The sequence below is a fragment of the Bacillus sp. FSL R5-0416 genome (assembly GCF_037975425.1).
Lineage (GTDB): Bacteria > Bacillota > Bacilli > Bacillales > Bacillaceae > Bacillus > Bacillus subtilis.
Window position 1 is genome coordinate 3,570,877 of the sequence record NZ_CP150252.1, and the last position, 26,918, is coordinate 3,597,794.

Sequence of the window (26,918 nt, forward strand, 5' to 3'; positions counted from 1 at the left end):
AAAAAACTTTTTTAAGCAGATTTAGCTGTTCGATCTCCATTTTAAGTTCAAAAGAACCAGAAAATAAAAAGAACGCAGCTATATTTTTAACATCTATTTATTTCCGATATAATGAAATAGACAACAGCCATAAAGGGGGAGCCTTGTTGAAACCATTTGTATTTATCACAAAACCGATTCCTGAAGAGATTGAAGCATTCATCGGTGAACATTGCCGTTATGAAGTATGGCAGGAGGATACGCTTCCGAGTGACGTGCTATTTGAAAAATTAAAAGATGCGGAAGGGCTTTTAACGTCAGGGACTTCCGGGCCGTCAATCAATCGTGAGTTGCTGGAACACGCGCCTAAACTCAAAGTGGTCAGCAACCAATCAGTAGGCTACGATAACTTCGATATAGAAGCAATGAAAGAAAGAGGAGTCGTCGGGACTCATACACCTTATACACTGGATGACACAGTTGCAGATCTGGCTTTTTCACTGATTCTGTCTTCCGCCAGACGTGTTGCCGAACTGGACCGTTTTGTCAGAGCAGGAAAATGGGGAACCGTGGAAGAGGAAGCGCTTTTCGGAATTGATGTTCATCATCAAACGTTAGGCATTATCGGCATGGGCAGAATTGGAGAACAAGCAGCGAGACGCGCCAAATTTGGTTTTGATATGGAAGTGCTTTATCATAACCGACATCGCAAACAAGAAACAGAAGACAGCATCGGCGTTAAGTATGCAGAGCTTGATACATTGCTGGAGCAATCTGATTTTATTCTTCTCATTACGCCGCTGACTGATGAAACCTATCACATGATAGGAGAACGTGAATTTAAGTTAATGAAGGATTCAGCAATTTTCGTCAATATTTCCCGGGGAAAGACAGTCGATGAAAAAGCACTGGTTCGCGCTCTTCAGGAAGGCTGGATCAGGGGAGCCGGCTTAGATGTATACGAAAAAGAGCCTGTCACCCGAGATAATCCGCTTCTGCAGCTGGATAATGTCACGCTGCTTCCTCATATCGGTTCAGCAACAGCTAAAGTGCGCTTCAACATGTGCAAACAGGCCGCCGAAAATATGATTGCAGCCATTCAAGGACAAACACCGAAAAATCTCACAAGAGAATTTCAATAAATCAAAAATCCGGTCTGATAACAGACCGGATTTCTATTACATACGCTGAAGAACAGCACGCTTATAAATATGGCGGGTGACGATATAATAAACAGCCTGGAATACAAAATAAATGAAGATGACAATTACGGCCTCAAGAAATAAATTGGAATTCAGCATATTACTTAACGCTGCATACGCAAAGCCGGCGTGAATCGTACCTGCGATAAATGGGATGAAGAATAAAAATCCTATTTGCTTTCCAAGGATCGAGTGAATCTCTTTGTCCGTAACCCCTATCCTTTTTAAGGCTAACACCTGCACTCTCGTATCTTCTATTTCCGTAAACATCCGCAAATACAGCATGCTTCCTTGCACGATAAAAAACAGCACGCTGACAAACAGACCAATAAACAGCATTAATGCAACTCCCTGCTTCACAATTTGATAACTAGGAGCACGTGTTTGAAAATCAGATGTATGTTCTTTCGGCACCATGTTTTCAAGCTTTTCAGAGACATCCACCGTCTCCTGCCAATGCTCAAGCTCATAACCTACCATTCTCATCTGTTCCTTCAGCGGCACATCCTGTGACAGACTGTCAAAGCTCTTTTCGCTGACAACCAATAAACGGCTGACTCCATCGACAGACATCAATATCCCTTTGTTTTGCTGCTTTTTCATGACGTAGGAAAGGGTTTTTCCTGACTTCATATGAAATGCTGCTGTTTCCCCTTCTCCAAATGTGTCTTTCACCATCATTTGAAAAGAAACATTAATAAATGCTTCATTTTCTTGTAAATGAATAACTGGGAACCCTTTTTCCTTTGCGACTTGATTATAGACCTTTTCTGAAATCAGCAAAGCTTCCGCTTCCATCTTCTTATTTCCATACGGCAAGTCTGACTGAAAAGTGACAGGAATCCCAGTGGCATCCACCTTATACTTGATAACAGCATGAGCTTTTTTCAATGTATTCTCAGCCGTCTCAGGCTTCATGACCTGAAAGCGGGAAGCATCCTTTTCCACCCAGGAAACAGACTGAGGAATGCTTTGCTCCTCCTGCCTTTGTAAATCGGAATAAAACATATAGATGACACCTGTAGCTGTTAGTATGACCGCTGTAATGACAGAGGTTAAAAACAGCATGCGTGCATGATCCTTCAGCCTGAATATCATGTTGGAACGCACAATGATATTTGTGCCTTTGTAGAAGCTGTGTTTCTTTCGGTACAGCATGCGGAAAAACGCCACACTGCTTTGTGTAAAAAAGAAATACGTGCCAATTAACACTAAAATCAAAATTGGAAATACCCGAAACATCATGTCAATTGCATTGGCTGTTGCAGATAGATAATAACCGCTGCCAAGACATAGCAAAGACAATACAGTGAGCCATTTCGAATAAACCGGCAAGCTTTTCGGCTTTTTGGCCGATTTAATCAGTTCAATGATTTCCAGCTTCCGAATCCGTCCCAGTGATAAAATGAGCAGCGTCTGAAACAGGATGAGAAAGCCGGCAATTGTCATCACAAACGCTTTCGGCACAATGGCAAACGAAATCGGCACCTTCACGCTGAGCATCCATGTCATGATCATAAAAAACAGTTTTGAAAATAACAGGCCTGCTCCAATGCCGGCCGCAATCGCCGCAAGAGAAATAAGTGACTGCTCATAATAAATCATCTTCCGAAGCTGCTGCTTTGATGTGCCAAACAGTGTCAGCAGCCCAAACTCTTTCTTTCTTGCCTGCAAAAACGCTGAATTGGAATATGTGATGAAAAATATACAAAACACAATGATGACGACAAGAGCTGCGCTCAAGCATGTTTTGACAAGGCTTCCGCCATATATATTGTCTTCATTGACATCAGGATGAAAAATAAATGATGTGAAGACAAAAAACACCGAAACGGCAAACACACAGCTTAAAAAGTAGGCCACATACCGTTGCAGATTCCCAAGAATGTTTTTACGGGCGATAGTTCTCAAATTCATGAAAATCGCCTCCCAACACACTCAAGGTATCCAATATACTTTGATAAAACACCTGCCTGTTTGTTCCCCTGTGAATCTCTGAAAAGAAACGTCCGTCTTTAATAAAAACAATTCGTTTACAGAAACTTGCTGCTGTGGCATCATGCGTAACCAACAGAATCGTCGCTTCCTTTTCCTCATTCAGCTGAGCCAGTGTGTTCATCACTTGCTTTGCCGATTTTGAGTCGAGGTTTCCTGTCGGTTCATCGGCAAGAATGAGCGCCGGATTGTGAATAATCGCTCTGGCACAGGCTGCCCGCTGCTGCTGTCCGCCCGACACCTCATATGTGCGGTGATCGAGAATATGCTTGATTTGCAGCGTATCCGCCAGTTCATCCAATCGGGCTTCCATTTCTCTCAGCTTTACCTTATCCAATGCGAGCGGCAAGAGAATATTTTCACGAATCGTCAGCGTATCAAGCAGATTAAAATCCTGAAAGACGAAGCCGAGTTCTCTTCTGCGAAACAAAGCCAGCTCTTGGTCCTTTAACGTTTTCGGCTGAATGCCGTTGATCATCATCTCGCCCTGGGTCGGCTTATCAATGGTAGCCAGCAAATTCAAAAGCGTGGTTTTTCCGCTTCCCGACGGCCCCATAATCCCGACAAATTCTCCTTTTGACACACTGAGATCAAAGGCGCTGAGCGCTTGGTATGATATTGTTCCTTTATTTGAATAGTACGTTTTCGATAGGTTCGTTGTTTGCAACACATTCATGTTCTGCTCCTCCTTTTTCTTTATTATAAAAAGGAAGTCAGCATCCTCCCATCGAACTTTCTTGCAATTTCGCTCCCCAACCTTACAATGCTGTCACATTCACGAGGGTGTCACTTGAAAACACGATGGTCATCACAGTGCCAGCCCCTTCTTTTGATTCCGCATACAGCTTATGGCCGAGACGGCTGCACACCTGTTTTGCTAAATAAAGGCCCATTCCAGTTGCCTCTTTCATGGTTCGTCCATTTTCTCCGGTAAAAAACGCGTCAAAAATCCGCGGCAGATCCTGCGGCGGTATGCCGATTCCTTCGTCGGCAACCGACAATCGCGTCTCATGTCCCTGTGTTTCAATCCGGATTGTAATAGAGTCTCCCACACCTTGCTTTGAATATTTTAAGGCGTTGAAAAGGATTTGCTCGACAACAAAGGAAAGCCACTTTTGATCACTGGAAATCTGAACGGCATTTGGCGGCACATGTAATGTTGGAAAAAGGCGCCGCTTGATAAACTGACGTTTTTCCTGATTGATCAGTGAACGAACCATTTCTGCCAAATCAAAGGTTTGCGGTTTTACATCAAATGCAAATTCCTCCAGCCGAGCCGTTTGCAACATCATATCAAGACCGTGGCGAAATCTCTCATTCTCATCCTCTAGCTCCTCTAAAAACGTCGGAAAAGAGGATGAGGTTCCGTTTTTTCCTTCCTGAATCATTAAGGATATGACGGATACCGGTGTTTTCATATGGTGGACCCATTGGTTGGTGAAGGTATAATGCTGTTTTTGCTGATTGATATATTGTGAGAGCCTGCTTTCGTATTGCTGCCCGAGTGCGTTGATCATTTTCGTCCAAAGCGCTTGCTCTCCTGTTCTTGGCTTTCGGGCTTTCAAAGACTGTCCGATGTCATTCGAAGAAGAGGCTTGTTCTGCAAGCTTTTTAACATATGTGAGAAAGGAAAATTGCCGAACATAATCAGCAGCAAAACCTGCGGCTAAAAGAGTACCGGGCAAAATCCATATGTACATCATATTTTCTTTGGAAGGTTCTGCGCCGCTCTCTACAATGCTTAAATACGCAATCAGCATGGCGGACCCTATCCCTAATAATGAAAATAGAATAATGGCTAAGCGGTCGATGAGATAAGTTTTTAACACTCCGCTTCATCCTTCCGATTGACTTGAAATTGATAGCCTTGTCCTCTGATTGTGGAAATGCAATCTGTCAGTCCTGCATTCTCCAGTTTTCTCCGCAGCCGATTGACATTGACCGTTAACGTATTGTCATCGACAAAATCAACGTCATCCCATAACGCCTCCAATAGTTCATCACGAGAGACAATTTTTTTATGCTCCCTCACAAAAATCGAGAGAAGCTGGAATTCTTTTTGGGAAAACAAAATCCGGACGCTGTTCCACTCCGCTTCATTTTGATCAGGATAAATCGTTAGCCCGCCAAGCTCCACTATTCTTGATTCCTGCGGCAAAGAGGGCGAGTATTCACCATATGTGCGGCGCAGGACGCTTTTGATTTTGGCCATCACTACCTCTAGATGGAACGGCTTTGTGATATAATCATCGCCGCCATTTTCAATCGCCATTACCTGATTCAGCTCATCGGTCCGTGCCGATATAAAGATAATCGGCGTATTGGAAATGGTACGGATTTGCCTGCACCAATAAAACCCGTCAAAAAAAGGCAGGTTGATATCAAGCAGCACAAGGTCAGGCTTCATTTCTGCAAATTCCAATTTTATATCATTCAGCTGTTCAGCAATTTTCACTTCATATCCGTATTTTTGAAGATGACCGCCCAGCAAAGAAGCAATCCGCTCATCATCTTCCACAAGCAAAATCCGATACACGTTTATCCCCCTTATATGTACATCACGATGATTTTTCTAGAAGATTCCAAAATTATTATAGCATGTGCGGAATAGTAAATCGGTCTTTTTCTTTTCGTTATGATAGAATGATAAAGGTAAAATTTTCATAATAGGCAGGTGTCGTGATGAAGAAAATCATGCTGTTTCTGGCAATTACGTCAATTCTTTCAGCATGTCAGCCCAACTATACCGGGAAATACATAGAAATTGGGGATACACTAACTGAATATGAAAAAGAGTGTTTTAAAGAGAATGAAATTCCTTATAAATACGAAAAGGGAAAACTGTATATCCCAGAAGATGCATTTGATACAGCAATCTACACTTGTTCATAAGAAAAAGCTTGCAGATAACCTGCAAGCTTTTCACGTTACAAAAAATGAGTATTTAATTTCTCTTCAAATTCTGAAGGGCCAATGTCACTTTTTTGAATGTCACTGCTGTTTTCATGAATCGTAAAATGGCGCTCTGACATGACCATCCTTCCGCTCGGCGTCAGCTTTGAGGCAAGCGGGGATTTGTTAAAAGGAGATTTTTCATGAGAGTGAATGATGTCCTTCATGTTATCTAAATCACCGAGATCACTCTCTTCAAGAGTAAAGGCGTACCCAATTTGCCAGCCTTCTCCTTTGTCCATCAGCAGAACATGGCTGCCCTTTTCTGTCTCTTCTTTTTTGATTCGGAATGACCCGACTGGTGACTGTACCGTTTCTCCGGAAAGCGGTATCGGCTGGAGCGCCAGGTTGATGCCGAAGCCGATATCAACGATGTAATCGCCGTTTTCCGCAGACAGCCATACAGCAGCATGCGTCCCTTCTAGTGCCCATCCCTCTTGATTGCCTGCATAAACCGTTCCTCGAATGAGCTTCACATGAAACCCGGCCTCATGCAAGACAAAATAAAGGAAACCATTTAGATCGTAGCATAGGCCGCCATGCTGATCTTTGAGCAGACGTCGCCATAGCTCTTCTTTTGTGATCTTATAATTCTCTTTTGCAAGTACGGCACGGTTTTCGAATGGAAAACGGTATGCCATTGCTTTGAGAAAAAGGGGAAGATCGCCGAAGCTGACATGATCTTTCTCCCAGCCAATTTTCTGAAAGCAATCTTTTAGAAAGTCACTCATTTTTATCACCTAAACTTCTTCTTGAACGTAAGCAGCCAGCTTCTCCAGCGCCTCTTGTTCATCTTCTCCCTGGGCAATCAAGATAACCTCAGTGCCTGTGCTTACCGCAAGGCTCATCAGCCCCATGATGCTTTTGGCGTTTACTTTTTTCCCATCCTTCTCAAGAAACACATCTGACGTAAACCGGTTTGCTTCTTGTACAAACAAAGCAGCAGGACGTGCTTGCAGTCCTGTCTTTAATCGAACTTCCACTTTCTGTTGAACCATAAGATCTCCCCTTTTCTTTACGGTTATTTTAAAGTGACGGTTTGCCCTGTCCGCAGCTGTTCTGCGATTTCGTCAAGTTTTCTCAGCCTGTGATTGATCCCTGATTTGCTGATTTTCCCGCTTGCTACCATTTCCCCCAGCTCTTTCAGCGTCACTTCCTGATAATCAATCCGCAGCTGCGCAATTTCCCGAAGTTTTTCAGGCAGCGCCTCCAGGCCGATTCTTTCATCGATGTATTTAATATTTTCCACCTGTCTCAGCGATGCGCCGATCGTTTTGTTTAAGTTGGCTGTTTCACAATTGACGAGGCGGTTGACCGAATTTCTCATGTCCCGGACGATTCTGACATCCTCAAATCGCAGAAGCGAATTGTGAGCGCCAATTACGTTCAGAAACTCTGTAATCTTCTCAGCCTCTTTTAAATAGGTAATGTAGCCTTTTTTCCGTTCAAGCGTTTTGCTGTTTAACTGAAACTCATTTAACAGGTCGCATAATGAATCGTTATGCTCCTTATAAAGAGAGAAGATTTCTAAATGATACGAGGAGGTTTCCGGGTTATTGACCGAACCTCCTGCCAAAAATGCTCCTCTCATATAAGAACGCTTGCAGCATCTCTTTTTGACCAGCTCTTTCGAAATACTTCGTTCAAACACAAAATTCTCCCCGAGTATTTTTAAATCCTCTAAGATCGTTTTTGCATTTTCTGAAAAACGCACAATATAGACGTTATTCTTTTTCAGCCGCATTTTCTTTCTGACCAGCAGCTCGACCGACACATCATATTGTTTTTTCAGCAATGTATAGATGCGGCGGGCAATCGCCGCGTTTTCGGTTTGAACATCGAGTACGAGATGGCGGTTTGTAAATGATAAAGCTCCATTCATCCGAATGAGTGCAGACAGCTCGGCATTAATGCAGCAGTCCTTCACTTCCAGATTCGTTAATTCTTTTTTTGTTTCTGATGCAAATGACATATAGCCACCTCATTTCAAGGCTTCATTCTTTCAGTAAATCAACAAGAAGAGAGGCCACTTTATGTGTATCGTGACGTATTACGTCATTTTTATACGTTACAATTTGATCTCTGATGACTTCAAGCCCCATCGCTTTCAGCTCTTCGATATCAAAATCAACAGGACGCGCCGATTCCATTTCGTACTTACGTTTTATTTCGTCGGGAATGTCTTCACTGTTCACTAATATCGTATCAATGAAACCGCAGCCCATATGCTGATTGAGCGCTTTCACATGATCAGCAGCGGTGTAATGGAGCGTTTCGCCGGGCTGAGTCATCACGTTGCAAATGTATACTTTTTTCGCCGGCGCCTTTATCACTTCTTCCCCGATTTTTGGGACGAGCAAATTGGGAAGAATGCTTGTATAGAGGCTTCCCGGGCCGATAATAATCAAATCCGCTTCCCTGATCACGTCTATTGTTTCCGGCAGCGGATCAATCTGTTCAGGCGTGAGAAAAACACGCTTAATGCGCTGTCCGTATTCTGGGATCGTTGACTCGCCTGAGACCACGCGGCCGTCTTCCATCTCAGCATGCAAAACGACACTGGCATTGGCAGCCGGCAAAACCTTTCCTCTTACATTCAGCACCTTGCTCATTTCAGTGACAGCGTGAAAAAAATCACCGGTTATATTTGTCATCGCTGCCAAAATCAAATTCCCGAGAGAATGGCCTGTTAAGTCATTCCCTTTATTGAAGCGGTGCTGAAAAAGATCTTCAACAAGCGGCTCCACATCGGATAAAGCGGCAAGCACATTTCTGATGTCTCCAGGAGGCGGAATTTTCAGTTCATTCCGCAGACGGCCAGAGCTTCCCCCATCATCGGCAACTGTTACAATGGCCGTGATGTCAACAGGTTTATGCTTTAAGCCCCTAAGCAATACAGAAAGACCTGTACCGCCGCCAAAGATTGCAATTTTCGGCTTTTGTCCCATCTTATTTCCGGCTTCTCTTTTCAATGTCCCGGTGAGTAACATGAGTATAGTAATCCTTTTTGAAATAATCAGCTAAATTCTCGGCTAATGTCACAGAGCGGTGCTGGCCCCCTGTGCAGCCGATCGCAATGACAACCTGGCTCTTTCCTTCTCTTTTATAAGATGGAAGCATAAAGCTCAGCAGATCAATTAATTTCTCATTGAACTTTTGCGTTTCATTCCACTTCATGACGTAAGAGGAAACCTCTTTATCCTTGCCAGTCAGCGGCCGCATGCTTTCGATATAGTACGGATTCGGCAAAAATCTGACATCAAAGACGAGATCTGCATCAATTGGAATACCGTATTTAAAACCAAATGACATGACATTCACGGTAAATGTCTCTCCTTGGTTTGTCGCAAAGTGCTTCACGATTTTTTCACGCAAATCACGCGGCTTCATGTCAGATGTATCGTAAATGATTTGAGAGCGGCCTTTTAATTCCTCAAGCAGCTCTCGTTCCAGCGCGATGCCTTCAAGCGGCAGGCCAGTCGCTGCCAGCGGATGCGAGCGTCTCGTCTCTTTATATCTTGTGACGAGAATGGAATCCTTCGCGTCCAGGAATAAAATTCGCGGTGTGATCCACGGATTTTCGGCCATTTCATCCAGCGCTTCAATCAGCCGGTCAAAAAATTCGCGGCCGCGCAAATCCATCACGAGCGCAACTTTGCTCATTTTCGAATTTGATTCCTTCATCAGCTCTAAAAACTTCGGAAGCAATGAAGGCGGAAGATTATCGACGCAGAAATAGCCGAGATCTTCAAAGCTTTGGATCGCGACCGTTTTCCCCGCTCCCGACATTCCGGTTATAATGACAAGCTGAATATCATGTGATTCACTAGCACTCATCTTTCTCCCCCCTGACTTGTCTTTCTATTTGATGTGCTGCGGGTCTAAACGATAACTGAGCAGCTCAAATTCCGGTGTATACGTAAATGTGCCGTGCAGCAGCCCTTGTCCCTTCATCATAAAATCAAGGATATGGCCGTCTCCAGGGGCCATAGGCAGGTTCTGAATGTCATTGACATCGTGCCACTGCAGTTTGCCTTCCTCTGATTCTGATACATTTTGTCCTGTATATGAATCAGCGACAAACGTAAACATCATCCACTCGGAGACAATGTGGTCACCGTCTTTAATAATAAAGGTAAAAACGCCTTTTAATTGAGGATTTATGATATAGATACCAGTCTCTTCTCTGTACTCTCTGATGACGGAGTCTCTAACTGATTCTCCGCTCTCCATCTTGCCTCCCGGCGCGACCCACCATCCGCGTCTCGGCTTTTGAAGCAGAAGAACTTTGTCATCCGTCTGAAGCACACAATTTGTCACTCTTTGCAAGTACGTCACCTAACCTTCGTCCTGTCATCGTCTCTTTATTATACCGCTTCAAGATGCCTCCCACAATGAAGAGACATTGACAATCTTTTCTTCTATTTTACAGCATATTCATTCCTTAATTCAGATGATTTTGCTGTAACTGGCATTCATCTTTTATTTATGGACAAAAAAAGGACACGGATAACTGGAGAATCCGTGCCAAAAAAGTGTATTCATTATAAAAAGGGGGTCAATTACTTTATTAATCATAACCGAAAAGCATTACACATGTGTTACAACGGAATTAAAACCCAGTAACGTAATGTGAAACTCGTATGACATCCCTTTTTATTTTAAGGTTTTCAGCGTTTCTTGGAGCTCTTCGACATAATGCTGTACGCTTTGTGCCGCAATACTTCCGTCTCCTGTAGCCGTTACGATTTGGCGCAGTGATTTTTCGCGGATGTCTCCGGCAGCGAAAATCCCTTCAACCTTAGTTTCCATGCGGTCGTTTGTTTCGATATAGCCTTCTTCATTCGTAATGCCCAGGTTTTCAAACGGTTTAGACAGAGGAAGCATGCCGATGTAAATGAATACGCCGTCTGTTTTGAATTCACTTTCTTCACCGGTTACCGTATCGACAAGCGTTACGTTACCGACTTTGCCGTTTTCCTCATGAATTTCCTTCACGGTTTTGTTCCACAGGAAGTCAACTTTTTCATTATCAAATGCTCTCGCTTGAAGAATACTTTGAGCACGGAGTTTATCTCGTCTGTGAACAATTGTTACTTTTGAAGCGAAACGAGTCAGATACACGCCTTCTTCAACCGCGGAATCTCCGCCGCCAACAACAACAAGCTCTTTGCCTTTAAAGAAAGCCCCGTCACATACTGCACAATAAGATACACCGCGGCCGCCCAATTCTTTTTCGCCAGGCACACCGATTTTTTTATATTCCGCACCAGCAGCAATGATGACAGCACGGGCTTTATATTCTTTTGAACCAGCTTTGACTACTTTGTACTCTTTGCCGTCAACGACCTCTTTAATATCGCCATAAGCGTATTCAGCGCCGAATTTTTTCGCGTGTTCAAACATTTTGTTAGAAAGCTCAGGCCCAAGGATACTTTCGAATCCAGGATAGTTTTCTACATCTTCCGTATTGGCCATTTGTCCGCCAGGAATTCCTCTTTCAATCATTAATGTCGATAAATTCGCTCTTGATGTGTATACAGCGGCCGTCATCCCAGCAGGGCCTGCGCCGATTATAATCACGTCATAAATTTTTTCTTCTGACACACTATTCACTCCTTAAACCATCTTTTCAAGTTTGGGCTCTTTCTTATAAGATAAGAATCCCCATCAAACGTATTCCTTACCCATATCCTATAAAATCTCATGGTGATACGCTATTTTTTTGCTCAACACGATTAAATGTATTCGAAAAGGGTATATGCTAATAAAGAAAGAGCCTTCTGTTTATAGAAGGCCCTTGTCATATTTATTATTGAACAACACGTCTTACAACGCCTTTAAATGCTGCTTTCCAGTAAGGATTGCTCATAGAGTCAACAGATACGCCATGAGATGTATTGTCGTTTAGGAAAGTACCGTTTCCTAAGTAGATTCCTACGTGTCCATTTGTTTTGTAAGTGTCAAAGAACACAAGGTCTCCGCGTTTCATTTCAGACGCGCTGACAGCTTGTCCTCTGCCAACTAACGTATCAGTTGTTGTTCCGCCTACAGGTCCAAGGTTAACACCTGCAGAAGCGTATGCCCAGCGTACGAAAGATGAGCAGTCAAAAATACGGTTGTTGATATCAGACTGACTGCGTCCGCCGCCAAACTTGTATGGAGATTGTCCTACAATGCTTGAACCAACGCTGATCGCGCCTTCAATTCCGCCGGAGTTGCTGATAACAGTGCCGCCTGAATTGCTGTTTGAGCCGCTGCTCTTCTTAGAAGATGAGCCGTTAGACGAACTGTTTGATGAACCGTTAGAAGAATTGTCTGAAGAATCATCAGATGAGCTTGCTTTTGCTGATTCAGTTGTAGCCGTTTGGCTGTCATCTGTTTGTGTTTCATCAGATGCTTTTTGTGCTTCTTCCTGCTTTTTGATCAAAGCAGCCGCTGCTTCTTGTTCTTTTTTGATGCGTGCTTGTTCAGCTTCAGTATTTGCTTTTTGATTTGCAAGTTCAGACGCCTCTGATTTTAATTCAGAAATCGCTTTAGCCGTTTTCTTCTGGCTTGCTTTTGCTTCGTCGAAAAGCTTGTCTTTTTCATTAAGCTGTTTATCAAGGTCTTTTTGCATTGTTTCTAATTTAGCCAATGCAGCTTGAACTTCTTTCAGCTTGTCATTCAAATCCGCTTCGGAATCTTCGAGCTTCGCTTTATCCTGCTCTTGCTGTTTGATTAAATCTTTGTCTGCGTCCACAATAGATGAAACCGCAGTCGCACGAGAGATAAAGTCACCAAAGCTTGTTGATCCTAGAAGAACATCTATGTATCCTTGAGATCCGCCGCTTTCCTGTAAAGAACGAACGCGTTTTTTCAGGATTTCATTGCGTTTTTCGATGCGTGCTTCTGTTTCTTTAATCTCTTTTTTCAGTTTTTTGATTTCTTCTTTTGTTTTATCATTTTCTTCTTTTTTATCTTCGATCTTGTTACTTGTATCAAGCGCCTTAGCGTTAATGTCTTTCAGTTCTTTTTCAATCTTTGATTGATTTTCCTGAAGCTCAGTTAATTCTTTTTCCTTCGCTTCAATGCTGGAAGCAACCTCAGATTGCTTGCTTTCGATTTTTTGTTTCTTTTCATCTAATGTTTCCGCCGATGCAGTTTTACTTGTAAATGGGATCAAAAAACTGCTTGTCCCGATGACGGAAGCCAAACCAAGTGTAATTAAACTCTTTCTCACTTTTTATATCCTCCCTTTTACTGTGAACCTGTCCTCATTTGGAATCGTATTTTGAACATCAAGTTTCGTTCCTCATACTCTACGAGGAATGATGGTTGTTTATGGTTAATTATTCTGTGCATCTCTTATTCTGGTTGTATAGCGTTTATTTCACATCATATGTAAAAAACACTAATTCCTTATGTACGAGAATCATTATACCATCAAGTTTCGACAAATTAGCGATAAATTTTATTACATTTATGTTTCAAACAGATGTCAAGTCACACATCATTTGTCATTTTTCTTAAGCGTGTAAAAAAACTGTCGATATTATTTTCTTAATATAATCTATCAAACAAAAAAAGAGTCGATTAAATAAATCGACTCTTTAAAATTTACTATTCTAGAATATCATCAATATATTTCATATATTTCGTCAAAGTTGCCGGAGAGATGCCGAATCGGGCCGCTGTGTCTTTTTTCGTGTCTTGCTTGCCATGGGCTTCTTTCCAAATATAACAGATGGCTGCTGCCCAGCCTTTCTCATTTTTCAACGGAGCAACTGCACGAATTTGCTGGATGACATGGAAAACCCAGCAGCTCATGACTTCTGTTTTCATCTCTTCTTTTTCAGCTTGCTCTAATAGTTTGACCGTTTGATAGGCGAAAAGTGCATCCTCTGAAACGTCAGCAGCCCCAGAATCTCCATTTAGAAGCAGCTTTACAAAATGATTTTCAAAAGGAGCGGTTATTCTCTTTGAGCGTATCACCGCTTCAAGATGCTCTGTTTCTCCCTTTGTGCTGCTGATATAATAGGCTGCGAGACGCTGTTCCACAGATGAAGGAAGAGCTTCCCTCCGCTCAATCCAAGGCGCCGGGCGGTCTTCGCCGGGATATTGCGACTCGACTTTTCTCCAGATCGTCTCGGCAAAGTCGGTATGTCCCGTAAAATAAGCAGAGCATGAAAGCCAGTAAAAGAAGGTGTCGTCACCTTCAAAGCCGATTTTATATAATGATTTGAGCCATTTATATCCGATCTCGTAGCGGCCGACAAGTGCCAAGGTAGCACCCAATTTATAACGCTGCTCCAATAGCATCGGATAGACATTGGAGAGCTGATCACTCAATTCCGCCACTTTTTCGTCTTCTCTTTCATAATAGTAGAAAACGAGAAGATTGCATAAGGCGTGAAGATTTCCTTCATTATGAGAAAGCACTTCATAAGCGGTTTGCTTCGCTTTTACAACGTTTCCTGAATAGAAATAGGCAAGCGCGAGATTGTTGTATGCTGACCAAAGCTCCGGATATTCAGCTGTGATTTCCTCAAGCGCCGCAACCGCTTCAGCAAGCTGGCCGCTTTCCAGCAATGACTTTGCCCGATCCTGTTTCACCAGCAGTTCATCCTGATCATACAACGAATCCTCAATGCCGTCGTCTCCTAAATCGAGCAAATCAAGCAGACTATCGTTTTCTTCGGCGAATTCACCATCCGGGTCCGCATCAGAATAAGCGGCCGCTTCTTTATAAGCTTCCTGGAAGAGCCCCAGATGGGCAAAGTTATTCGCTTTAAAGTAATGGCACTCCGGCATTTCGGCCTCCAGATTTGCCATGATATAGTCAAGAAGATCGTTCGACTCTTGATACTGGCCCATTTCCGAATAAATGACCGCAAGCTGTGAAAGCATCTCTGAATCCTCCGGATCCAAATGAACCGCGCGCTGAATCAGTTTGCTTGCCCGTTTTAGATTGCGCTCTTTATACGCTTTCAAGCCTTTATGAAAAAAATATTGTCCATCTTGAAGCAGCTGGACAATTTGTGCGTGATTTTTATGTTCAGAAGTGTGTTTTCCCACAACTACCCTCCGTTTTATACAATATTACCGTCAGTAGTATACCATAAATCGTAAGCCCCTCAATAGTTCAAAAGGAAGGATTGGGAAAATCCCTCCTCTTTTTTATTGGCTGATTCGACCAAAATTTACTCAGCTTTGTTTTCTAAGTCCGCATTCATTTTCAGCTGCTGTTCAGCAAAATCCCGATAAAGACCATGGGAAGCCATTAACTCATGGTGTGTTCCACGACCGGTAATTTCCCCTTTTTCAACAAACAAAAGCTGGTCCGCATCTACAACGGTAGATAGGCGGTGAGCGATCACAATCGTTGTGCGGCCCTCCATCAGCACCTCAAGCGCCTGCTGAACTGATTTTTCAGATTGGCTGTCGAGACTTGAGGTCGCTTCATCGAGCATAAGAATGCTTGGGTTACGGAGAAGCGCTCTCGCAATTGCGATTCTCTGCCTTTGTCCGCCTGACAGCATAATGCCGCGTTCACCTACTTCTGTATCAAACTGATTCGGCAGCTCCTTTATAAAATTGAGCGCATATGCCATCTCCGCGGCTTTTTCGATCTCAGCATCCGTCACATCTCGTTCTAACCCGTAGCAAATATTTTCTCTGATTGTCCCGGACATTAACGGGCTTTCCTGCGATACATACCCGATGTGCTCCCGCCACGATTCAAGCGAATAAGTATCAATCGGCTCGTCCCCCAGCCGAATGGCCCCTGCAGTCGGAGTATAAAAACGTTCAAGCAGCTTAAACAGCGTCGTTTTCCCCCCGCCGCTCGGACCGACAATCGCTGTGACTTTACCTGCTTCAATGACGGCGCTGACCTCTTTTAAGATCAGCTGATCAGGCTTATATCCAAAAGACACGCAATCAAGCTGGATAGGCAGATGTGCATTTTCGATTTGTTTTCCCGTCACTGTATCTTCCTCTTCCTCTGCCAAGATCTCAATCATTCGTTCTGTTGCACCGATTGATTTTTGCAGCTGTGTAAAGAATGTTGTAATTTGGCCCATCGGCATAATAATTTGGAACAAATATAAAATAAAAGCCACGAGCGCTCCGGCCGTGAGCTCGCCTGAAGATACCTGCATGCCGCCATATCCGATGACTGCGACAAGGGCTGCCATTAACACGAGTGAGATAAGCGGGCCGACAAGTGATTGAACCTTAGCTTCTCGAACGCCAAGCTTAAATAATGAGGAAATCCCTGTTTTCCCGCGGCCGTATTCGACATCCTCCGCATTTGAAGCTTTGACAAGTCTGATTTCCGGGAGAATTTGATTCAGCAGGCCTGTAAAACGAGCCGTTTCATCTTGTGTTTCCCGTGAAATGGAGAACATTTTCCGTCCAATCGGCACCAAAATAAGAGCGGCCAGCGGAACGACCACTAACACAAGCAGTGTCAGCTTCCAGTTCATAATAAACAAGATTGTCAATGATCCAATGACAGAAATGATGCCTGTAATAAATCCGCTGATATGGGTTGTAATCAATTCTTTGACCACCATCGTATCGTTCGTTACACGGCTGACTGTTTCTCCGGAAGCATTTGTATCGAAATAAGAGACAGGAAGCTTAATTAATTTCTTCCATAGTAACTCCCGCAGCCCGGAAATGATTTTTTGTCCATTATAGTTAAGGGCATAGGTGGCATAAGCGCTTAAACCCGCCTGAACGAAAAACACCAGCGCGATCAACCCGATTTGCGTGCCTGACAGATTTGACATAGAAAAACCATCGACAAGCTGCTTCGTTAATAATGGAATGAGCAGGCTGACCAGTGTGGTTACAACACTGAGGGCAAGCGCAAAGGCGAGCTTTCCATAAGAAGGATTGGTCCGTCTTACTAAGGCAAAAAAGGGTTTCAATTTACTTTTAGATTTTTGTTTCTGGTTTGGCATATATTTTCCTCCTGTTTCAGCGTTCAGAAAGGTGAAAAGTCATAGCAAAAGGATGATTTTTACTCTTTCTCAATCATATCAATGGCGAGAGACTTTTTCAGTATATTTTTGCCGTGATGAAAATAAAAGATCTCCCACTCATTGTTTGAATAGGAGATTTTTTATGTTAGACATCTTTCACAGGCTTCTTTTTTCTATAAGTCAATGTTACATCCTGCTGTCGCAGGTCTTCTATTATCATTTTGTACCGATCAACTTTTGCAGTATGTTCTTCTTTTATCATCTCAAGGGCGGCTTTTCGTTTTTCGCTATTAGACTCAAGCTCTTTTTTTATTTTTTTTACAATCAACCCTTTTTGCCCTTTGATTTCCTCTTTTAATGAAGACTCAAATTTCTTTGTCAGGCTGAGAAAGTCGTTGATCGGTTGATTGAGGGTGCCCGCTTTCCCCTTCATTTCATCTTGGGTAAGAAACATATAGGTTGTTGATACAATTTCTGTTTCACTTTCTGAAAATAAGGAAGTCACTCTTCATATTCCTCCTAAGGCTGAAAATCAAATAACTGAGAAATCATTTCTTCTTTTTCAAACAGCTTTTCAATACTCTCGCGGATATTTTTGATAAAATCTCTTTTTTCTGTTGTCTGTTTTTTTAATTCAGCAACAATTCCATCATTAGCAGGAAGCGCACCTGTGTGGAATGATTCATGAACTGAGATTTTCTCCAATTTATCGAATGTGTGGCTGAAACCAGCTGCAAGCCGGAATTGAAGATCGAAGGCATAATGCGAAGGGTTTTCTTCCATATGATGAATCGCCGTGGTGATCGCCTGTTTTTTATCTATGAAGTCTTCATCGATTTCCTGACTGTAAACCTTCTGGTACTTAGAAATCGCATCTTCCATATCTTCAACGATTTTCATACCGTTTTGATAGATTCTGACAGCGGATGAGAGATTGACTTGAATCGTTTCTCCCGAGCCGCTCTTCCCTGTAAAATAAATATCGGAGCCTTTATAGCTGAAGCCTTTTTCCTTTGACAAGGCGTTGAGCATTTGAACGATACTGTGGCCGTCGACGATAAGTTTTAGTGCGTCTTTTGTTTCTGTGTCGAGTGTTTCAAATGCATCTTTTAATTCATTAACACTGCCTATTAACTCACAGACATAATAAACAATTGCAACTACATTATTAGTAGAAAGTGCGTATTTTAACTGTTGATATTGAATTTCTATATCGCCTATCTTACTATTAACAATTTTTAACTGTTTTTTGTTACTCTTCCTTTGCGCCTCATCAATATACCCATTCTCTTCAAGCTGATCCACAACTGTTCCGCTATTATTCAAGATAGTATGAAAGAATTTGATAAAGGCCGGCATTTTTTCCCCGATATTTTTAACCATTACCTGTATATCACCAAACCGGTCTTTCACTATTTTCCCTTTCGCCACATTTCCATCAGCACTAAATATACTGCCGACAAGCTCTGCATCTATCCCGGTCGAAGCCATGATAAATCCGTTTAGCCCGCCTTTTTTATATTCATCCGAATACTTTCGTAAAAAAGTTTGGATAGAACGGACTTCCTCATCAGGAATCTTATCTATAATACTTCTGATTCCTTTGACATCTGTATTTGTATCTTTCATCTTTACATTGCCAAATGTAATAAAATTGGCCTTTCCGCTGACACCATAGAGCGGGTCATCTTTAGAAATACGCTGGGTGATCTTTGCTGTGACGCCTTTGTCATTGTAGTATTGGGTGATTGCTTTTTTAAGGTCTTCTTTGCGGACGTTTTCAAGTTCATCAGTATTCAGAACATTAAATTTATTGATCATAGCATCAAGTAAATCTTTATCAGCCTGTAACAAATGATTTACACTAACCTGAGCACCGTTTACCCCATATACTTCATCAAATTCTCCATCTATTAACTGAACCATTACCTGGTTGTTATTTGCAAGTGAATGCCCAAGAGCATAAGTATGTAACTCATCAGAATTTCCAGCTCTTTTCTTTGCTTCCTTAGTAAATTCTCTCGTTGCTCTGTATTGGCTATTGTCGATCCCTAAGAAGAGGCCAAAAAAATTATAAGACCAATCCTCGTTATCAGCACTACCTTCTGAAATAATATGAAGTTGGTCTATTTGATTTTCACTATCTTTTATATATATTGCCGTACCATCATAACCCGATTCTTTTATTGACTTATCTTTTTGGTTATTTTTCTTAATCAGTTCTTTAGATGTATATATCTCAATATCCTTAGGAAGATTTTGATTAGTTTCTTCTTTATAGATCCTGCGGACTTCCGCTACAAATTCTGCTTTTGCTTCCTTTATTTCTTTAGGATTGTTTGATGCAAACTTTTTTTTATAATCATACTCTAAATTTATTAACCGCAGTTTTACATTTTCATTTGAAAATATATTATAGTTAGCCATCTTACCCCTCCTTATTTAAAAAGGTGATGGATTTTACGAGCTTTTTAACCTGATCTCCTAAGTTATCTTTATCTAACGTACAAGGCTTATCATTATTTGGGCATCTAAACATAAACGAAAACACAATACCTATTTGGTCTTTCTCAGTAGACTTAATATAACCGAAGTATCTGTACGAAAAATTATATTTATTTTTATCATTTTCAAAATTATTTTTCTTGTGAGCAATATAAATATCTTTACCTTCGCTCTCTAGTTTTTCAAAATTACCATTATAGCCATTTTCACTACTAATTTGGTCTAACATTGTCTCAGGATTGTTAATAAAAGTTACTCCTTGATAATACTCTATTTGTGCATTTAGCATTTTATTTTTTGTTTTTTTATAGCTATCAAATGCTATGATTTCTTCATTTTCATCATGGCTAGACAAATAACTTGAATACTCCCCATCTTCCGGAAACAACATCCTAAACCCTTTCAGCTTAGATTCCAGCAAATAATATCCTGGTTCCTCTTCTTTTGTTGACACCATGTACTCTCTCGTTTTCTCATCCTGAAACGCAGGTACTTGAGGCAGATCCTTGGGATCCATGTCTTTTGGTTTTACCGCTTCTGTTTTATTGTCATTTGTGGTGTTTTTATCATTGTCATTCATACTGCATCCTCCTGTCAGGGCAAGTAATAAGCTGAAGCAAATATAGATGATCTTTTTCATTACGAACCTCCACGGGTTTTGTGAGAATAGTATTCTATTTTTATATCAAAAATAATTCTATTGACCTGGTTAAGAGATGATTATTTCATCCTTTTTCATGTTACATCATGGCGGAATTTGGATAAATAGGAAATCAGACTCGGTTTTGATCTCCTTTTATTAACTAATCATATATAACACCTCATATAAATCTAAATACCTATTACTTTTTTCACAAAACAAAAAGAGCCGTATCATACGGCTCTTTACTCTTCTTTCTCAGAATGGCGTTTTTTCAATACGTCAAGCACATCATCCAGCGGCAAGGCTTGTTCTCTGAGCAGGACAAGCAGGTGATACAGCAGGTCTGCCGCTTCCCATTTGAGTTCCTCGTGGTCCCGATTTTTCGCGGCGATGATGACTTCGGATGCTTCTTCACCGACTTTTTTCAAAATCTTATCGACGCCTTCACGGAAAAGGTAAGTAGTATAAGCTCCCTCAGGCATTTCCGCTTGGCGTTCCGCTATCACACGCTCCAGTTCGTTTATGATGCCGAATCGGCCTGCGGCCTGTTCTTCTGTTTGTTCCTTCATAAAACAGCTGTAGCTGCCAGTGTGGCATGCCGGGCCGGATGGCTCTACAAGTACGATCAATGCGTCCTGGTCGCAGTCATACCGGATACCTTTGACGGCTTGCGTGTTCCCTGAGGTTTCTCCTTTATGCCATAACGCTTGGCGTGAGCGGCTGTAAAACCATGTTTCCTTCGTTTCCAGCGTTTTTTCGTACGATTCCTTGTTCATATACGCAAGTGTCAGCACTTCTTTGCTTGCCGCATCCTGCACGATGGCAGGAATTAATCCGTCCTCGTTAAAACGCAGTTCATCTGCCTGTTTCATCTCACATTCACCCCGTATTCTTTCAAGTATGATTTCACTTCTTTAATCGATGTTTCTTTATAATGAAAAATTGAGGCGGCCAGCGCGGCGTCAGCTTTTCCTTTTGTAAAAGCCTCAAGCATATGCTGTGCGTTTCCCGCGCCTCCCGAAGCGATAACAGGGACGGGGACAGCTTCGGAAACAAGCTTTGTCAGCGTGTGGTCGAAGCCTTTTTTCTCACCGTCAGAGTCCATGCTTGTCAGCAATATTTCTCCTGCCCCGCGTTTGACGCCTTCTTTTGCCCACGCGGTGACCTCCCAATCTGTTTTCTTTCTGCCGCCGTGCGTATAGACCTTATATGTGTCAGATTCTTTGTCATACTTGGCATCAATGGCAAGAACGATGCATTGCGAACCGAAAAACTCGGCTCCTTCTGCAATCAGCTCAGGGCGAAGAACAGCTGCCGTGTTCACCGACACTTTGTCCGCTCCGGCACGCAGTATCGTTTTCATATCGCTGAGCTGATTGATGCCGCCGCCGACTGTAAACGGAATCGCAAGCTTCGCGGCAACCTGCTCCACAACGTCAATCATCGTCTTTCGTCCTTCATGTGAGGCGGAGATATCAAGAAAAACAAGTTCATCCGCACCTTCCCGGTCGTACACTTCGGCGAGTTCAACTGGGTCACCAGCATCCTTCAATTCGAGAAATTGAATTCCTTTGACAACGCGTCCTTCTTTGACATCAAGGCATGGGATAATCCGTTTTGTGATCATTTGCGCTTCACCCTTTCAAGCGCCTCACACAGCGTAAACTGATTGGTATACAACGCTTTTCCGATGATTGCTCCAGAGACGCCGTCCGCCTCATAGCGGGCGAGGGCTTCGAGATCCGTGACGGAGCTGACTCCGCCTGAAGCGATCACCGATTTCCCCGTTTCCTTAGCAAGCTCGACCGTGCTTTTAACATTGGGGCCTGACAGCATTCCGTCTGTCGCGATGTCAGTAAAAATAAAGACTTCCGCACCTTCATTGGCCAGCTCTTTGCCCAGTTCAGTTGCCTTAAGGGTTGATGTTTCCAGCCATCCCTCTGTTGAAACAAAACCGTTTCTCGCATCCAGTCCGATTGCAATTTTCTCGCCATATTGTTTCAGCATTTTTTTGACAAACGGAGGGTCAGAAACTGCTGAGCTTCCTAGGATCACCCGATCGACTCCAGCTGATAAATATTCGTAGACGTCTTTTTCTGAACGGATCCCGCCGCCGATTTCGACTTTCAGGTTCAGCTTTTGCGCAATCTCAATCACATGGCGGTCATTCACTCTTTTCCCTTCTTTGGCCCCGTCGAGATCAACGAGATGGATCCATTCGGCACCCTCTCTCGCAAATAACTCAGCCATCTCGTACGGTGAATCGCCATATATCGTTTCCTTATTATAATCCCCTTGAACAAGGCGGACACATTTGCCATTTCTCATATCAATTGCCGGATATAATGTAAAAGCACTCATTTTTTCACCTTCTGTTCTGCTGCCATTTTCGTAAATTGGGTTAAGATAGACATTCCGACCGTGCTGCTTTTTTCCGGGTGAAATTGGGCGCCGAAGACGTTCCTTTTTCCAACTACAGCAGGCACTCGCACACCATAATCAGCGCTTGCCAGGAGCGAGTCCTCCTGCATCCCGTCAATGTAATAAGAATGCACGAAATAAGCGTAGCCTTCTTCTGCTTCAGCCAGCAGCGGAGATTCATTATGAAAAGAAAGACGATTCCAGCCCATATGCGGAACCTTCAGCTTGTTTCCTTTTTCATCTTCTGCTTTCAGCCTGACTGCTTTTCCTTTTAACAGCCCGAGTCCTGAAGCGGTGCCGTTTTCTTCGCTTTCTTCAAATAAAAGCTGCATGCCGAGGCAGATCCCGAGAAGCAGCCTTCCCTCTGAGACCATATCGTGAATCAATTGATCAAGCTTCGTGTAGCGCAAATTGTCCATCGCGTCTCCAAATGAACCGACTCCCGGCAAAATGAAGGCATCAGCTTCTTTCAGCTCCTCCGGCTTTTCAGAAACAAAATACGGCACGCCGACACGTTCAAGCGCCTTTGAGACACTGTATAAATTCCCCATTCCGTAATCTATCACGCCGATCATTTACAGCATCCCTTTCGTTGACGGTATTCCTTTAACTCGCGGATCGATCGTTGTCGCTTCATCAAGCGCACGTCCCAGTGCTTTAAAAACGGCTTCAATCATGTGGTGGGTGTTTGTGCCATAATGAACGATGACGTGCAGGTTCATTCGAGCTTCGAGCGCTAGCTTCCACAAAAATTCATGTACAAGCTCCGTATCGAAAGTTCCGACTTTAGCAGCCGGGAAGTCAGCGCGCATTTCTAAGTGCGGCCGGTTGCTTAAATCAATTACAACTTGAGCAAGTGCCTCATCCATCGGCACAAACGCCGATCCGTAGCGTTTGATTCCTTTTTTATCGCCCAACGCTTCGAGCAGCGCCTGCCCTAAGCAGATGCCGATATCTTCAGTCGTGTGGTGATCATCTATATCAACATCGCCTTTTGCGTTAATGGAAAGATCGAATTGGCCGTGTTTCGTGAATAAATCCAACATATGTGTCATAAACGGCACATCTGTTTTGATATCCGCTTGTCCCCCGCCGTCTATTGTAAATGCCAGCTCAATATCTGTTTCGTTTGTTTTCCTGACGCGTTCCGCTTTTCTCATTTAGAAATCCTCCGTTCTCTCGCTTCAATTGATCTGGCATGGGCTTCTAACCCTTCCAGTCTGGCAAAAGCCGCGATGCTTTCGGCATGTTCTTCAAAGGCTGATTGACTGTAAGAAATAATGCTCGATTTCTTTTGAAAATCAGTTACGTTTAATGGACTTGAAAATCTGGCTGTTCCGTTTGTCGGAAGCACATGGTTCGGTCCGGCAAAATAATCACCGACAGGCTCAGGGCTGTATCTGCCTAAGAAAATTGCACCCGCATGTTTGATACTCCCAAGCAAAGCTTCCGGAGACTGTGTTATGATTTCTAAATGCTCTGGCGCGAGTGTATTGACAGTATCAATCGCTTCCACCATTGTTTCCGCCACATATATACAACCGTAATCTCTCACTGAAGCTTCCGCTATTTCTCTTCGCGGCAAGGTTTTCAGCTGCTTACTCACCTCGGCTGAAACCGCCTCGGCCAGCGCCATGGAATCTGTGACAAACACACATGAGCTGAGTTTATCGTGTTCCGCCTGTGACAGCAGATCGGCTGCAATTTCGCTCGGAATCGCTGTTTCATCAGCCAGCACGACGATTTCACTAGGTCCGGCAATCATATCGATATCGACATCGCCGAACACCTCCCGTTTGGCAAGCGCGACATAAATGTTGCCCGGACCCGTGATTTTATCCACTGGCTCAATGGTTTCTGTTCCGTATGCTAACGCCGCAATCGCCTGAGCGCCGCCCATTTTGTAAATGTCTTTTATGCCCAGCTCGGCTGCAGCAACCAAAACTCCAGGAGACAGCAGACCGTCTTTTCCCGGAGGCGTGACGAGAACGATTCTTTCAACGCCCGCTACAAGCGCCGGAATCACATTCATCAAAACAGATGAAGGATATGCGGCCGTTCCCCCCGGCACATATACACCGGCGGAATCCAGCGCCGTCACTTTCTGCCCCAGCATTGTGCCGTCCTTTCTGTGATAAAACCAGGAGGATTCAAGCTGTCTTTCGTGATATTCCCTAATATTTTCGATTGCCTGCCTAATCACCTGAAGAAGACGTGGATCCAGTGAGGTGTATGCCTCCTCAAATTCTTCTTTTGTGACCAGCGGGCTGTCTATTTCGATGCCGTCAAATTTCGCCGTGTAGCTGCGAACCGCCTGATCACCGTTTGCTTTAACATCTTCAATAATGGACCGGACCGTCTTTCTTTGCTCTTCCGTTCCGGCATCGATGGAACGCTTGAGAGAAAGCCGTTCCGCTCCGCTGATGGTTTTGATCTTCATTTTGCCGTCTCTCCTTCCACAACGAGAGATAGGCGGGATGCCATTTCGTCAATCACATCGTCTTTCATGCGATAGCTTACCGGGTTAACAATAAAGCGAGAGGTAATGTCACAAATGTGCTCCGTTTCAACAAGCCCATTTTCCTTCAGCGTCTGTCCTGTGGAAACAATGTCCACTATCCGATCTGCAAGCCCAATGAGCGGAGCCAGTTCAATTGAACCGTTGAGCTTAATAATCTCGACTTGTTCTCCCTGCTCTCTGAAATAACTGGAAGCCACATTCGGATACTTTGTCGCGATTCTTGGCGCTACGCCGCTCCAGTCTGTATTCGGAAGTCCGGCGACAGCTAAGTGGCATTTGCTGATTTTTAAATCAAGTACCTCATACACATCGCGTTCCTCCTCCAGCATGACATCCTTGCCCGCAATTCCGACGTCTGCCACGCCATGCTCCACATACGTGGTTACGTCCATCGGCTTCGCTAATATGAAACGAAGATTTTCCTCCGGCACATCGATGATCAGTTTTCTCGAATCTTCAAACTCCTCAGGGAGCCTGTAGCCTGCCTGCCTCAGCAACCCTGCCGCTTCTTCAAATATCCGGCCCTTTGGCATCGCCATTGTGAGTAACTTACCCATTTTGCTCTTCCTTTCTGGCACCGATAAAATAAGTGACGTTTGCAAAAGATTTTGTCATCTGGTCGATATTTTCTATTCCCGATAAATCTTGAAGAACCACTTTGTTCCCTTTCATGCGTTCTTCATTCGCATAAGCGATGGCTTGCGCCCGCTGCTCTTTGCTGAAAATAACAGCGTCTATATCACAAGGTTCTTCTTTCATATGAAGGGCTTCAATCAGCCGGTCGATCCGAAGCCCGAAGCCTGTTGCCGGTGCAGGTGAATCAAAATGGCCCAGCAGCTTGTTGTAACGGCCACCGCTTCCAATGACAAAACCGACATTCTCGGCGTACACTTCAAATAAAATCCCTGTGTAATAGCTCATGTGGCTGACCATATTCAGATCCAGGCGGACATTTTCCGTACATCCGTAATCCTCAAGAATGTCCCACAGCGCCTTCAGCTCATCAACCACGCTTTTTCCTTGCGCAGAATCGACGATTTCCTCGGCACGTCCGCATACTTCTATACCGCCCCGCAATTCAAGGAGCTCAAGCAGCCTGCTTTTATCAATGGAGGAAAGCGGGAGAGACTTGACATGCTCTCTGTAGCCGACGTAGTTCTTTTCATATAAGAACCTCCGCAGCACATCAGCTCGTTCAACGTTCCCGAGCACCTCAACAAACAAAGCATCCGCAATGCCGGCATGGCCAATGGCAATTTTAAAGGATGCCAGCCCAGCGTTTTTCAATGCCCCGACGACTAAAGCAATGACCTCCGCATCCGCGCTCGTCGTGCCGTCACCGATTAACTCCACTCCGACCTGCTCAAACTCAGCCGGACGTCCGCCTTCACGCTCCTGAGCCCTGAATACATTTGCCGCATAGCCGACTCTTAGCGGATGACCGTGTTTCAGAAGCTTCGATGCCGCCACCCTTGCAATCGGCCCCGTCATATCCGGGCGAAGCACCAATGTCTTGCCGTCCTGATCAAGTAGCTTAAACAGCTGCTGCTCTTCAATTGCTGACTGGACGCCAACCGTATCGTAAAACTCCAGTGTCGGCGTTTCCATAAATTGATATCCCCATTTATTGATCAAATCGGTTAACGATCGTCTCACCTTTTTTTTCGTTTCGTATAAACCGGGCAGTGTATCTCTCATGCCGTGCGGTTTTTCAAACATAAACATCA

27 protein-coding genes are annotated in these 26,918 nt (G+C 43.6%); 2 read left to right on the forward strand and 25 right to left on the reverse strand.

What is annotated here, in order from left to right; all coding sequences use genetic code 11:
• Positions 1 to 143: 143 nt before the first annotated feature.
• On the forward strand, positions 144 to 1,121 hold the full coding sequence (locus NYE20_RS18945; protein WP_072173470.1) for a D-glycerate dehydrogenase: 978 nt from the start codon (positions 144 to 146) through the stop codon (positions 1,119 to 1,121).
• A gap of 36 nt (positions 1,122 to 1,157) precedes the next feature.
• Here the strand turns inward: NYE20_RS18945 and psdB are convergent, their stop codons facing one another.
• The 4 genes from psdB to psdR all read right to left on the reverse strand — a co-directional run bounded on the left by psdB (position 1,158) and on the right by psdR (position 5,712).
• The gene (gene psdB / locus NYE20_RS18950) at positions 1,158 to 3,098 is read right to left on the reverse strand and encodes a lantibiotic ABC transporter permease PsdB (RefSeq protein ID WP_032726921.1); all 1,941 of its coding nucleotides are present in this window, start codon (positions 3,096 to 3,098) and stop codon (positions 1,158 to 1,160) included.
• Entirely contained in the window at positions 3,073 to 3,852 is a 780-nt protein-coding gene (psdA, locus tag NYE20_RS18955; RefSeq protein WP_003228167.1) for a lantibiotic ABC transporter ATP-binding protein PsdA, read from the reverse strand. The genes psdB and psdA overlap by 26 nt, the downstream gene beginning before the upstream one ends.
• 82 nt (positions 3,853 to 3,934) lie before the next feature.
• Complete coding sequence (gene psdS, locus NYE20_RS18960; RefSeq protein WP_064671548.1) at positions 3,935 to 5,005, reverse strand: two-component sensor histidine kinase PsdS; 1,071 nt, start codon at positions 5,003 to 5,005, stop codon at positions 3,935 to 3,937.
• Positions 4,999 to 5,712 carry a two-component system response regulator PsdR gene (psdR, locus tag NYE20_RS18965; protein WP_021480675.1) on the reverse strand — a complete coding sequence of 238 codons (714 nt, stop codon included), beginning with the start codon at positions 5,710 to 5,712 and terminating at the stop codon, positions 4,999 to 5,001. The genes psdS and psdR overlap by 7 nt, the downstream gene beginning before the upstream one ends.
• Positions 5,713 to 5,858: 146 nt before the next feature.
• On the opposite strand from psdR, the gene NYE20_RS18970 reads away from it, so the two are divergent.
• Positions 5,859 to 6,068, forward strand: a complete 210-nt coding sequence (locus NYE20_RS18970) for a hypothetical protein (protein ID WP_021480676.1) — start codon at positions 5,859 to 5,861, stop codon at positions 6,066 to 6,068.
• A gap of 35 nt (positions 6,069 to 6,103) precedes the next feature.
• Here NYE20_RS18970 and NYE20_RS18975 read toward each other — a convergent pair whose 3' ends face one another.
• From NYE20_RS18975 to NYE20_RS19075, 21 genes are all read right to left on the reverse strand, one after another.
• A complete protein-coding gene (locus NYE20_RS18975) occupies positions 6,104 to 6,868 on the reverse strand; it encodes an arylamine N-acetyltransferase (RefSeq protein ID WP_161621190.1) in 765 nt (254 codons plus the stop codon).
• Entirely contained in the window at positions 6,869 to 7,126 is a 258-nt protein-coding gene (locus NYE20_RS18980) for an HPr family phosphocarrier protein (protein ID WP_077671033.1), read from the reverse strand. It abuts the gene before it with no gap.
• Positions 7,127 to 7,149: 23 nt separating this feature from the next.
• Positions 7,150 to 8,100 carry a DNA-binding protein WhiA gene (whiA, locus tag NYE20_RS18985; RefSeq protein ID WP_003228147.1) on the reverse strand — a complete coding sequence of 317 codons (951 nt, stop codon included), beginning with the start codon at positions 8,098 to 8,100 and terminating at the stop codon, positions 7,150 to 7,152.
• Between the two features lie 22 nt (positions 8,101 to 8,122).
• Positions 8,123 to 9,076, reverse strand: coding sequence for a gluconeogenesis morphogenetic factor (mgfK, locus tag NYE20_RS18990; protein ID WP_003244450.1), 954 nt, complete (start codon positions 9,074 to 9,076; stop codon positions 8,123 to 8,125).
• Position 9,077: 1 nt separating this feature from the next.
• A complete protein-coding gene (rapZ, locus tag NYE20_RS18995; protein ID WP_003228143.1) occupies positions 9,078 to 9,965 on the reverse strand; it encodes an RNase adapter RapZ in 888 nt (295 codons plus the stop codon).
• A 24-nt stretch (positions 9,966 to 9,989) separates the two neighbouring features.
• On the reverse strand, positions 9,990 to 10,466 hold the full coding sequence (locus NYE20_RS19000) for an 8-oxo-dGTP diphosphatase (RefSeq protein WP_010886622.1): 477 nt from the start codon (positions 10,464 to 10,466) through the stop codon (positions 9,990 to 9,992).
• Positions 10,467 to 10,784: 318 nt separating this feature from the next.
• Positions 10,785 to 11,735 (reverse strand): thioredoxin-disulfide reductase, encoded by a 951-nt coding sequence (trxB, locus tag NYE20_RS19005; RefSeq protein ID WP_003228139.1) that lies wholly within the window; start codon positions 11,733 to 11,735, stop codon positions 10,785 to 10,787.
• 205 nt (positions 11,736 to 11,940) lie between these two features.
• The gene (gene cwlO / locus NYE20_RS19010) at positions 11,941 to 13,350 is read right to left on the reverse strand and encodes a peptidoglycan DL-endopeptidase CwlO (protein ID WP_021480679.1); all 1,410 of its coding nucleotides are present in this window, start codon (positions 13,348 to 13,350) and stop codon (positions 11,941 to 11,943) included.
• A 380-nt stretch (positions 13,351 to 13,730) separates the two neighbouring features.
• Positions 13,731 to 15,185 carry a tetratricopeptide repeat protein gene (locus NYE20_RS19015; protein ID WP_339183831.1) on the reverse strand — a complete coding sequence of 485 codons (1,455 nt, stop codon included), beginning with the start codon at positions 15,183 to 15,185 and terminating at the stop codon, positions 13,731 to 13,733.
• 125 nt (positions 15,186 to 15,310) lie between these two features.
• A complete protein-coding gene (gene bmrA / locus NYE20_RS19020; RefSeq protein ID WP_339183833.1) occupies positions 15,311 to 17,080 on the reverse strand; it encodes a multidrug resistance ABC transporter ATP-binding protein/permease BmrA in 1,770 nt (589 codons plus the stop codon).
• 166 nt (positions 17,081 to 17,246) lie between these two features.
• Positions 17,247 to 17,606: a hypothetical protein gene (locus NYE20_RS19025; protein WP_017695277.1), complete on the reverse strand. Its 360-nt coding sequence runs from the start codon at positions 17,604 to 17,606 to the stop codon at positions 17,247 to 17,249.
• Between the two features lie 14 nt (positions 17,607 to 17,620).
• The gene (locus NYE20_RS19030; RefSeq protein ID WP_339183836.1) at positions 17,621 to 19,528 is read right to left on the reverse strand and encodes a DUF6792 domain-containing protein; all 1,908 of its coding nucleotides are present in this window, start codon (positions 19,526 to 19,528) and stop codon (positions 17,621 to 17,623) included.
• A 1-nt stretch (position 19,529) separates the two neighbouring features.
• Positions 19,530 to 20,246 carry a lipoprotein YvcA gene (locus NYE20_RS19035; protein ID WP_273797242.1) on the reverse strand — a complete coding sequence of 239 codons (717 nt, stop codon included), beginning with the start codon at positions 20,244 to 20,246 and terminating at the stop codon, positions 19,530 to 19,532.
• 245 nt (positions 20,247 to 20,491) lie between these two features.
• Positions 20,492 to 21,121 (reverse strand): bifunctional phosphoribosyl-AMP cyclohydrolase/phosphoribosyl-ATP diphosphatase HisIE, encoded by a 630-nt coding sequence (gene hisIE / locus NYE20_RS19040; RefSeq protein WP_038829462.1) that lies wholly within the window; start codon positions 21,119 to 21,121, stop codon positions 20,492 to 20,494.
• Positions 21,118 to 21,876, reverse strand: coding sequence for an imidazole glycerol phosphate synthase subunit HisF (hisF, locus tag NYE20_RS19045; protein WP_003228124.1), 759 nt, complete (start codon positions 21,874 to 21,876; stop codon positions 21,118 to 21,120). Before hisF ends, hisIE begins: the two co-directional genes overlap by 4 nt.
• Positions 21,873 to 22,610 carry a 1-(5-phosphoribosyl)-5-[(5-phosphoribosylamino)methylideneamino]imidazole-4-carboxamide isomerase gene (gene hisA, locus NYE20_RS19050; protein ID WP_161621188.1) on the reverse strand — a complete coding sequence of 246 codons (738 nt, stop codon included), beginning with the start codon at positions 22,608 to 22,610 and terminating at the stop codon, positions 21,873 to 21,875. Before hisA ends, hisF begins: the two co-directional genes overlap by 4 nt.
• Positions 22,607 to 23,245, reverse strand: coding sequence for an imidazole glycerol phosphate synthase subunit HisH (gene hisH / locus NYE20_RS19055; RefSeq protein WP_021480686.1), 639 nt, complete (start codon positions 23,243 to 23,245; stop codon positions 22,607 to 22,609). Before hisH ends, hisA begins: the two co-directional genes overlap by 4 nt.
• Positions 23,246 to 23,830 (reverse strand): imidazoleglycerol-phosphate dehydratase HisB, encoded by a 585-nt coding sequence (gene hisB, locus NYE20_RS19060; protein ID WP_003243389.1) that lies wholly within the window; start codon positions 23,828 to 23,830, stop codon positions 23,246 to 23,248.
• A complete protein-coding gene (hisD, locus tag NYE20_RS19065; protein ID WP_064671542.1) occupies positions 23,827 to 25,110 on the reverse strand; it encodes a histidinol dehydrogenase in 1,284 nt (427 codons plus the stop codon). The genes hisB and hisD overlap by 4 nt, the downstream gene beginning before the upstream one ends.
• Positions 25,107 to 25,748, reverse strand: coding sequence for an ATP phosphoribosyltransferase (hisG, locus tag NYE20_RS19070; RefSeq protein WP_015251138.1), 642 nt, complete (start codon positions 25,746 to 25,748; stop codon positions 25,107 to 25,109). Before hisG ends, hisD begins: the two co-directional genes overlap by 4 nt.
• Entirely contained in the window at positions 25,741 to 26,916 is a 1,176-nt protein-coding gene (locus tag NYE20_RS19075; RefSeq protein ID WP_032726933.1) for an ATP phosphoribosyltransferase regulatory subunit, read from the reverse strand. Before NYE20_RS19075 ends, hisG begins: the two co-directional genes overlap by 8 nt.
• Positions 26,917 to 26,918 lie beyond the last annotated feature (2 nt).